General features: G+C 72.3%; 8 protein-coding genes and 1 riboswitch. Of the genes, 5 read left to right on the top strand and 3 right to left on the bottom strand.

Features of this window, described 5'->3' with window-relative positions; all coding sequences use genetic code 11:
* Positions 1–181 precede the first annotated feature (181 nt).
* Positions 182–940: an SDR family oxidoreductase gene (locus tag B1729_RS19875; protein WP_204318977.1), complete on the bottom strand. Its 759-nt coding sequence runs from the start codon at positions 938–940 to the stop codon at positions 182–184.
* On the bottom strand, positions 937–1797 hold the full coding sequence (locus B1729_RS19870; RefSeq protein WP_163620822.1) for a fumarylacetoacetate hydrolase family protein: 861 nt from the start codon (positions 1795–1797) through the stop codon (positions 937–939). The genes B1729_RS19875 and B1729_RS19870 overlap by 4 nt, the downstream gene beginning before the upstream one ends.
* A 134-nt stretch (positions 1798–1931) precedes the next feature.
* Here B1729_RS19870 and B1729_RS19865 point away from each other — a divergent pair, with 134 nt between their 5' ends.
* Positions 1932–3227 (top strand): enolase C-terminal domain-like protein, encoded by a 1296-nt coding sequence (locus B1729_RS19865; protein ID WP_163634537.1) that lies wholly within the window; start codon positions 1932–1934, stop codon positions 3225–3227.
* Positions 3214–4182, top strand: a complete 969-nt coding sequence (locus tag B1729_RS19860; RefSeq protein ID WP_163634535.1) for an aldo/keto reductase — start codon at positions 3214–3216, stop codon at positions 4180–4182. Before B1729_RS19865 ends, B1729_RS19860 begins: the two co-directional genes overlap by 14 nt.
* Positions 4183–4274: 92 nt before the next feature.
* On the opposite strand, the gene B1729_RS19855 is transcribed toward B1729_RS19860, so the two are convergent.
* Positions 4275–6068: a D-alanyl-D-alanine carboxypeptidase gene (locus B1729_RS19855; RefSeq protein WP_163634533.1), complete on the bottom strand. Its 1794-nt coding sequence runs from the start codon at positions 6066–6068 to the stop codon at positions 4275–4277.
* Between the two features lie 38 nt (positions 6069–6106).
* Positions 6107–6218, top strand: a riboswitch (TPP riboswitch).
* On the opposite strand from B1729_RS19855, the gene B1729_RS19850 reads away from it, so the two are divergent.
* From B1729_RS19850 to B1729_RS19840, 3 genes are all read left to right on the top strand, one after another.
* The gene (locus tag B1729_RS19850) at positions 6209–6853 is read left to right on the top strand and encodes an ECF transporter S component (RefSeq protein WP_204318976.1); all 645 of its coding nucleotides are present in this window, start codon (positions 6209–6211) and stop codon (positions 6851–6853) included. It overlaps the preceding riboswitch by 10 nt.
* Before the next feature lie 2 nt (positions 6854–6855).
* Complete coding sequence (locus tag B1729_RS19845; protein ID WP_163634531.1) at positions 6856–8361, top strand: ABC transporter ATP-binding protein; 1506 nt, start codon at positions 6856–6858, stop codon at positions 8359–8361.
* Entirely contained in the window at positions 8358–9164 is an 807-nt protein-coding gene (locus B1729_RS19840) for an energy-coupling factor transporter transmembrane component T (RefSeq protein WP_163620816.1), read from the top strand. The genes B1729_RS19845 and B1729_RS19840 overlap by 4 nt, the downstream gene beginning before the upstream one ends.
* The last annotated feature ends 741 nt before the right edge of the window (positions 9165–9905 follow it).

Here is a 9905-nt window from a genome sequence, read left to right as displayed (position 1 = left end):
TCGCTCGTACCTCGCTCGCCCAACGACCGGGGAATCGGCGCGACTCAGCGGGCCCGGTCGTTGAGCGAGGGAGCGCCAGCGACCGAGACGAAACGCTCCGGACCGACCTCCTGCGCCGGGCTGCGGGCGTTTCGTCTCGCTCGTACCTCGCTCGCTCAACGACCGGGAGGTCGGGGGCGACTCAGGAGGTGGCGGGGCGGAGGCGGAGGGGCGACATCCCGCCGTCCACCTCGATGTAGGTGCCCGTGGTCGACCCAGCACGCGGGCTGACGAGGTAGAGCACGGCTGCGGCGACCTCGTCGGCCGACACCAGGCGCCCGTGCGGCTGCCGGGCCTCCAGCGCCGCCCGCTCGGCCGCGGGGTCGGCCGCGCCGGCGAGCAGGCGACCGATCCAGGGGGTGTCGGCGGTGCCCGGGTTGACGGCGTTGACGCGGATGCCCTCGCGCAGGTGGTCGGCCGCCATCGCGCGCGTGAGGGACAGCACCGCACCCTTCGACGCGCTGTACAGGGCGCGCTGCGGCAGGCCGGCGGTCGCGGCGATCGACGACGTGTTGCAGATCGCCGCGGTGGGCGACCGCCGCAGCCACGGCAGTGCCGCGGCGCTCACGCGCGCGATGCCGGTGACGTTGATCGACAGCACGCGCGCCCACTCCTCGTCGTCGTTCGCGGCGACCTCGCCCTGCGCGCCGATGCCGGCGTTGTTCACGAGGATGTCGATACGGCCGAAGCGCTCGCCGACCGCGGCGATCGCGGCGTCGACGGCGGCGCGGTCCGACACGTCCGCGGTGAACGCGGCGAAGCGGGGGTCGGCGCCCGACGTGTCGCGGTCGAGCACGGCGACCTCGGCGCCCTCGTCGCCCAGCGCGCTCGCGATCGCGGCGCCGATGCCCGAGGCGCCGCCGGTGACGACGGCGACCAGTCCGTCCAGCTGTCCGCTCATCGCGCCTTCTCCCATGCCGTGAACTCCTGGCGCTGCGCGCCGAGGCCCTCGATCTCGATGTCGACGACGTCGCCGGCCTTGAGATACGGGAACTTGCCGCCGAACGCCACGCCCTGCGGGGTGCCGGTGAGGATGAGGTCGCCGGGCTCGAGCGTCACGTACTGCGAGAGATGGTGCACGATGGTGCGCACGTCGAAGATCATGTCGCTCGTGTTCGAGTGCTGACGGGGCTCGCCGTTGACGAAGCTCTTCAGCTCGAGGTTCTGCGCGTCGACTTCGTCGGGGGTGACCAGCCACGGTCCCGTGGGATTGAAGCCGGGGGCGATCTTGCCCTTGGACCACTGCCCGCCCGAGACCTCCATCTGGAACGTGCGCTCCGAGACGTCGTTGGCGACGACATAGCCGGCGATATGCCCGTCGACCTCGTCGAGGCTGTCGAGGTACGCCGCACGGCGGCCGATCACGACGCCGAGCTCGACCTCCCAATCGGTTTTCTCGCTGCCGCGTGGGATCGTCACGGCGTCGTTCGGCCCGACGACGGTGTTCGGCGTCTTCAAGAAGATGATGGGCACGGTCGGCGGCTCGGCGCCGGACTCGCGCGCGTGCGCTGCGTAGTTCTGGCCGATGCAGATGACGGCGCTCGGCCGCGCGATGGGGGCGCCGATGCGGAGGGAGTCGGCGTCCGGCAGCTCGGGCAGGAGCCCGGCGGCGATCGCGGTGGCAGTGCGGCCGAGGGGATCGTCGGCCAGGAACCGGCCGTCGACATCGGATGTGAGCGGGCGCAGATCCAGGCGACGATCGCCGTCGAGGACGACGGGGATCTCGTTGCCGGACTCGCCGAGGCGCGCGAACTTCATTGCTCTCCTGAATTCTCGATGCGGGTGGCGTCGATGCCGTCGCACCCCGCGGGGCGTGATTGACAGTATAGACATCGGATGTTTACACTGCGAGCGGTTCGATCTCGCGAGCCGCAACCGCAGGAGACCGCCCCGTGAGCCGCATCGTCGCGTTCGAGACGACAGACATTCGATTCCCCACATCGCTCAGCCTCGACGGCTCCGACGCGATGAACCCCGATCCCGACTACTCCGCGGCCTACCTCCGCATCGTGACGGACACTGCAGACCGCGCCGACGGGCACGCCTTCGTGTTCACGATCGGCCGGGGCAACGACGTGCAGGTCGCGGCGCTCGACGCCCTCGCCGCGCACCTGGTCGGTCGTGAGCTGGAGCCGCTCCTGGATGACATGGGGGCGACGAATCGCGAGCTCATCGGCGACTCGCAGCTGCGCTGGCTGGGCCCTGAGAAGGGCGTCATGCACATGGCGATCGGCGCGGTCGTGAACGCGCTGTGGGACATCAAGGCCAAGCGCGCCGGGCTCCCGCTCTGGCAGCTGCTCTCACGCATGAGCCCCGAGGAGATCGTTGCGCTCGTCGACTTCCGCTACCTCACCAACGCGCTGACCCCCGAGGACGCGCTTCAGATCCTCCGCGACGCCGAGCCCGGCCGCGCCGACCGCGAGCGCGAACTGCTCGCGAGCGGCTTCCCGGCCTACACCACCAGCCCCGGGTGGCTCGGCTACTCCGACGAGAAGCTCGCGCGACTCTGCCGTGAGGCGATCGCCGACGGCTTCGGCCAGATCAAGCTCAAGGTCGGCGCCGACCTCGAGGACGACATCCGCCGCCTGCGCGTCGCCCGCGAGGTGTGCGGGCCCGACTTCCCGATCGCGATCGACGCGAATCAGCGCTGGGAGGTGTCGGAGGCCATCGCCTGGGTGAACGCGCTCGCCGAGTTCGGCATCGCGTGGATCGAAGAGCCCACGAGCCCCGACGACGTGCTGGGCCATGCCGAGATCGCCCGCGGCGTCGCCCCCGTGCGCGTGGCGACCGGCGAACATGCCCAGAACCGCGTGATCTTCAAGCAGCTGCTGCAGGCGGACGCCATCGCGGTCATGCAAATCGACGCCGCGCGCGTCGGCGGCGTCAACGAGAACATCGCGAACCTGCTGCTCGCTGCGAAGTTCGGTGTGCCGGTGTGCCCGCACGCCGGGGGCGTCGGGCTGTGCGAGGCGGTGCAGCACCTCTCGATGTTCGACTTCGTGGCGGTCAGCGGCAGCCGCGAAGGTCGCATGATCGAGTACGTAGACCACCTGCACGAGCACTTCGTCGTGCCGACCGATGTGCAGGGAGGCGCCTACCGCGCCCCGCTCGCACCGGGGATCGGCATGGAGATGAAGGCCGCGAGCCGCGCGGAGTACGAGTGGAAGGCCGCTCGTGTCGCCGTCTGAGCCGCGCACGCCCGCGCTGACCCGCCTCGGCTACGGCGCCGCGAACATCGGCAACCTCTTCCGCGAGCTCACCGACGGGCAGTCCTGGGCCATCCTCGAGACCGCGTGGGAGAGCGGCATCCGCTACTTCGATACCGCGCCGCACTACGGCCTCGGCCTCTCGGAGCGGCGGCTCGGCGCGTTCCTGCAGACGAAGCCCCGCGACGAGTTCGTGATCTCGACGAAGGCGGGGAGGCTGCTCCGTGCGAACCCCCACGACGACGGCGCGCTCGACCTCGCCGCCGACTTCCACGTGCGCACGACGCTGCGCCGCGAGTGGGACTTCTCCGAGGCCGGCATCCGCGCCAGCCTCGACGAGTCGCTCGACCGCCTCGGGCTCGACCGGGTCGACATCCTCTACCTGCACGACCCCGAGCGCCACGACCTCGACCTCGCGCTGCAGGAGGCCTTCCCGGCACTCGAGCAGCTCCGCGCGGAGGGTGCCGTCGACGCCGTCGGCATCGGCTCGATGACCGCCGACGCGCTCGCCGCGGCCGTGCGCAGCGCCGATCTCGATCTCATCATGGTCGCGGGCCGCTACACGCTGCTCGAGCAGCCTGCCGCCGAGGAGGTGCTCCCCGCGTGCCACGAGCACGAGACCGGCGTGGTCGCGGCATCCGTGTTCAATTCCGGCCTGCTGGCGAAGGACGAGCCCTCTCGCGACGACCGGTACGAGTACGGACGGATGCCGGAGCCGCTGTGGCAGCACCTGCAGCGCATCGTCGCCGTCTGTCGCGCCCACGACGTGCCGCTGCCGGCTGCAGCGGTGCAGTTCGCGCTGCGGGAGCCGGCCGTCCGCTCGGTCGTCGTGGGCGGGAGCCGACCCGAGCAGCTGCGCCGGAACGCGGAGCTGATGGCGGTCGACATCCCCGGCGCGCTGTGGGACGACCTGGCCGCCGAAGGCCTCATCCGCTGACGAAGGGAACCGGGCGAGACCCGCACGTACGGCGACGCACTGCTGCGCAAGGGCGTCGTCGGGCATCCGTCCGCCGGCTGACGAGCGGGGCGTCAGCCGTTGAGGCCGAACAGGTCCAGCGGGTGCGTGAGCCGCCACCACGGCGACGGGTCGGTGATGTCGGCGGCGAGCTGCAGGTCGACGGCGGTCTCATCGAGCGGTCCGGTCACGGTGAGCGAGCCGATCACGTCGCCCGCGTCGCGGCTCTCGTCGAGGTCGTAGGCAGGGGTGACCGTGCCGCTGCCGCCGTTCCACAGGATCACCGACGCATCGCCCGAGGTGATGACGTCGACTTCGTCGCCCCACAGGGTCTCGACCTGGCCGGCGACGGTGTTCGCCGTGACCGAGGGCTTCAGCTGCAGCTCCGCCTCGAGCTGTGCGTAGATCGCGCGTGAGGCGGCGAGCCGGGCCTCGTCGTCGGGCTGACCCAGCACCGAGGCGTACAGGCGCACCGTCGTGTCGCCGACCGTGATGTCCTTCGCCGACAGCAGGTTCCAGGCATCCAGCGTTCCCGTCTTGATGCCGACGACGCCCGGATCGGCGAGCAGGCCGTTCGTGTTCTTGACGTTTCCGGCGCCGGGCAGGTCGACGGACTGCTTCGCGACGATCTCGGCGATCACCGGATGCGCGAGGGCCTTCTGCGCGAGCACCACGAGCGCCTCGGCGCTGGCGGTGTTGCGAGGGTCCATGCCCGTCGGCTCGAACACGGTCACGCCGGGCACGCCGTGTGCGGCCAGCCAGGACGATGCCGCCGAGGCGAAGACGGCATCCGAGGGCCAGATGCTCTGCGCCAGGCGGTCGGCGTAGTTGTTGGCGGAGCCGACGAGGATGCCCTCGAGCATCTGGTACTCGGTGAGGGAGCCGTTGACCGGCACGTTGAGGGCCGATTCGCCGTTGCTGAGGTACTGCCAGTAGCGGGAGCGGTCGGCCGACGTGAAGCGGAACTCGGGGCCCTGCTCGCCCAGCGCCAGCGGCATCTCCTCGAGGACGACGAGCGCGGTCACGACCTTGGTGATGCTGGCGATCGCGTCGGGATCGGCGCTGGACGCGAGGGCGCCCGAGATGCCGGCGACACCTTCGGCAGCACTGCCCTCCGCGGGCCACACCGGCGCGGCGGCGGGAGCCGCGATCGGCTGGACCTCCATCGCGATGACGGTGGGGGCGACGGCGTGGAGCGGCCACAGCAGCGTCGTCGCCGCGTAGGCCCCGAACGCCGCGGCGATCGCGAGCGTGGGAACGACGACACCAGCACGCAGCGGCGAGCGTCGAGGGGCGTCGGACAGCAGGTCGGCGTCGACGGTGACGTAGGGGGTGGCGGCAGCCGCCAGATCGCCCGGAGCCGCGGCGCGGCCGACAGTCGTCTCGTCGACCCAGGCGAGCGCCATGCGACCGCCGGCTGTCGCGGCGCCCTCGACCCGGTCATCGGCGGCCTCGGGGAGGGCGGTGTGACCGGTGGGATCCCAGGTCGCGACAGGCACCGTGGGCTCGGGGACGAGCCCCGGGATCACCGATCCCGTCTGCGGCGCGGCCTCGAACATCGGCGCCGCCTGAAACACGGGAGCGGCCGCGACCACCGGCGCCGCCTCGAACACCGGCGCCGCCTCGAACACGGGCACCGTGGGGCTGGTCGCAGCGTGATCGCCCAGCGGCACGGTGGCGATCGTCGACGGGATGGCCGGCACGTCGTCCGGAGCGGTGCTGCTGCCGGGCGGCGTCACGACCGTCTCGCCCGTGGCGACGGTCAGGATGCCGCTTTCCGAAGGGTGGGACCCGGGAGCGATCGGCACGTCGCCGGTCTGCGCCCGGCGCGCGCGGCGCGTGGGTACAGGGGCGTCGTCGAGGGTCATCCACCCAAAATACCCGTCATCGCGGCGGTATACTGACGTCACACAACCACGGGAGTCCGGTGAGCCGGGCTGAGAGGAAGCGACCCACGCTTCGACCGTCGAACCTGATCCGGATCATGCCGGCGCAGGGAGGAGTTCTTATGCACACGTCCACGTCCGCATCCACCCCCGTTGCGGCCACTCCGCAGAGCGCGCGCAGCCTGCGGTGGCGGGTCGTCGACATCGTCGTCGCCGCCGTTCTCGGCGTCGCCATCGGGCTCGTCTTCTGGGCCTGGAACACGGTGGGATACGCGTGGTTCACGGCCATGGACGGCCTCACGCCCGGCCTCGGCGGCCTCGCCGTCGGCATCTGGCTGATCGGCGGCGTGATCGGCGGTCTGGTGATCCGCAAGCCCGGCGCCGCACTGCTCGTCGAGGTGATCGCCGCGATCGTCTCGATGCTCATCGGCAATGTTTGGGGTGTGTCGACCCTGCTGTCGGGCCTCGTCCAGGGCCTCGGTGCCGAGCTGATCTTCGCCGCCTTCCTGTACCGCCGCTTCACGCTCCCCGTCGCCATGCTCGCCGGCGCCGGCGCGGCAGTGGGCGCCTGGGTGTTCGAGCTCTTCTACGGCAGCTCGCCCAACATTCTCAAGACGCTCGAGTTCAACGCGATCTACCTCGTGTCGCTCATCGTGTCGGGCGCTCTGCTCGCCGGTCTCGTCGGCTGGCTCGCGGTGCGGGCGCTCGCGGCCACCGGCGCGCTCAACCGCTTCGCGGCAGGACGCGAAGCGCGCCGCGAGGTCTGACGATGGTCGCGACCGGCCCGGCTCGCATCACCGCGGCGGGCTGGGGGTGGCGCTACGCCGGACGGCGGGCGCCCGCCGTCCGCGACGTCTCGTTCACGATCGAGCCGGGGGAGCGTGTGCTGCTCCTCGGCGCCTCGGGCGCCGGCAAGTCGACGCTGCTCGCCGGCATGGCCGGCCTCCTCGGCGGCGCCGACGAGGGCGACGAGACCGGCTCGCTCCTCGTCGACGGCGAGCGGGCGGAGGCGCACCGCGGCCGCGTCGGGCTGGTGCTGCAGGACCCCGACGCCGGCGTGGTCCTGTCGAAGGTCGGCGACGACGTCGCCTTCGGCTGCGAGAACCTCGGGGTGCCGGCCGCCGACATCCCGGCGCGCGTGGCTGACGCGCTCCAGGCGGTCGGGCTCGACGTGCCTCTTGCCCGGCCGACGAAGTCGCTCTCGGGAGGGCAGAAGCAGCGCCTCGCCCTGGCCGGGGTGCTCGCGATGCGCCCCGGTGTGCTGCTGCTCGACGAGCCGACCGCGAATCTCGATCCCGACGGCGTCCGTGAGGTGCGCGCGAGCATCGAGCACGCGCTCGGCGAGACCGGGGCGACGCTCGTGGTGATCGAGCACCGCACGGCGGTGTGGGCCGACCTGATGGACCGGGTCATCGTCGTCGGCGCCGACGGCGGGCTGCTCGCCGACGGCACGCCGGCCGAGGTCTTCGCCCGTCACGGCGAGGCGCTCGCCGCGGCGGGGGTGTGGGTGCCCGGTCGCCCGGTCGATCTGCCGGTGCGGGCGGCGGCGCCGGCCGACGCGCCGGCGGCGGTCGCGGCATCCGCACTCTCGATCTCGCGCGATGGACGTACGGTCGTGCGCGCCGGACTCGATGTCCGCGTGCCGCGCGGCGCGGCCACGGTGATCACCGGCCGCAACGGCGCCGGCAAGTCCACCCTCGCGCTCACCCTCGCCGGGCTGCTGCCGGAGGCGGCGGGCGAGGTGCTGGCCGCCGCCGAGCTCGCCGGGCGGTCGGGCCGCCGGCCGTCGCGGTGGACCTCTCGCGAGCTGCTCACGCGGATCGGCACGGTGTTCCAGGAGCCGGAGCACCAGTTCCTCGCGTCAACCGTCCGCGATGAGCTCGCGATCGGGCCGCGCTCGCGCGGAGTGGACCCGGCGGCGGTCGACGCGATCGTCGACGAGCTGCTCGAGCGCCTGCACCTGGCGCCGCTGGCGGCCGCGAATCCGTTCACGCTGTCGGGGGGACAGAAGCGCCGCCTCTCGGTGGCGACCGTACTCGCCGACGCGCCGCCGGTGATCGTGCTCGACGAGCCGACATTCGGGCAGGACCGCCGCGGCTGGGTCGAGCTCGTGCAGCTGCTGCAGTCCGAGATCGACGCGGGCACCACCGTCGTCGCCGTCACGCACGACGAGGACGTGCTGCGCCACCTCGGCGGGCACCGCATCGATCTCGGGGGCGTGGGGTCGGCCAGCAGTAGGGGCGTGGGGACGCTGCCGGCGCGGGTGCGATCGTGACCGCCGTCGCTCCGCGCACCGGCGCGGACGATGTCGCGGCCGAGCGGAGGGCGTGGTTGGACGGCGTCAACCCGGTCACCAAGATCGCGCTCGCGCTGCTGCTGTCGGTGCCGCTGTTCGCCTCGATCGACGTCACGAGCGCCGTCGTCGCGATCGCCCTGCAGCTCGCCTGCATCCCGCTGACGGGCCTCGGCGCCATGACGGTGCTGAAGCGGATGCTGCCCATCCTCGTCTTCGCACCCGTCGCGGGCATCAGCATGCTGCTGTACGCCGAGCCGGGCGGGACCGTCTACTGGTCGTTCTGGTACGCGACGATCAGCGACGACTCGATCGCGCTGGCCGTCGCAGTGTGCGTGCGCGTGCTCGCCCTCGCGCTGCCGACGATCCTTCTGTTCGGTCGCACCGATCCGACCGAGCTCGCCGACGCCCTCGCGCAGGTCGCGAAGCTGCCGAGCCGGTTCGTGCTCGGGGTGCTCGCCGGCACGCGCACGCTGGGCCTCTTCCTCGACGACTGGCGCAGCATGGGCCTCGCGCGTCGCGCGCGCGGCGTGGGCGACAGCGGCGCGATCCGCCGCTTCTTCTCCATGGCGTTCGTCCTGCTCGTGTTCGCGGTGCGACGGGGCACCAAACTCGCGATGGCGATGGAGGCGCGCGGCTTCGGTTCCGACATCCCCCGCACCTGGTCGCGGCCCTCGCGCCTGCATCCGCGCGACCTCGTGGCGCTCCTCGGCGGCGCCGCGATCATGGCCGCCGCCATCGGCGCCGCTGTCATCGCCGGGACTTTCCGCTTCGTCTGGTCCTGACCGCGCACCGGTGGGTGCGGCCCGGCACCGGTGGGTGCGTCCCGGCACCGGTGGATGCGGTCCGCCACCGGTGGATGCGGTCCGCCACCGGTGTGCGGTCCGGACATCGCGGGATCCCGGATGCCGCAAACCGGCGTCTCCTGGACCGCGCGCCTCACTCGTGCCCAGGCAGCGGGTGCGGTCCGGACATCGCGGGATTCCGGATGCCGCAAACCGGCGTCTCCTGGACCGCGCGCCTCACTCGTGCAAAGGCAGCGGGTGCGGTCCGGACATCGCGGGATCCCGGATGCCGCAAACCGGCGTCTCCTGGACCGCGCGCCTCGCCCGTGCCCAGGCAGCAGGCACGGTCCGGACATCGCGGGATTCCGGATGCCGCAAACCGGCGTCTCCTGGACCGCACGCCGCACTCGTGCCGAGGCGGCAGGTGCGGTCCGGACATCGCGGGATTCGGGATGCCGAGAACCGGCGTTTCCTGGACTGCACGCCGCACTCGTGCCGAGGCGGCAGGTGCGGTCCGGACATCGCGGGACTCCGGATGCCGAGAACCGGCGTTTGCCGGACCGCTCGCCGCTCCCCGCGGTCGTTGAGCGAGCGAGGAACGAGCGAGACGAAACGCCCCGCACCCGCCGCGCGAGACGCCGCCGCGTCAGTCGGCCGCCACGAGCCGCTCGTAGGCGGGCTGCAGCGCGGGGAAGTAGTCGTCCCACGCCACGGTGTCGGCGTCGAGACCGGCCTGAGCCG

It is taken from the genome of Microbacterium sp. B35-04 (assembly GCF_010634885.1).
Lineage (GTDB): Bacteria > Actinomycetota > Actinomycetes > Actinomycetales > Microbacteriaceae > Microbacterium.
Note: the sequence above shows the minus strand (reverse complement) of the source record. Positions and strands in the feature narration are given on the sequence as shown.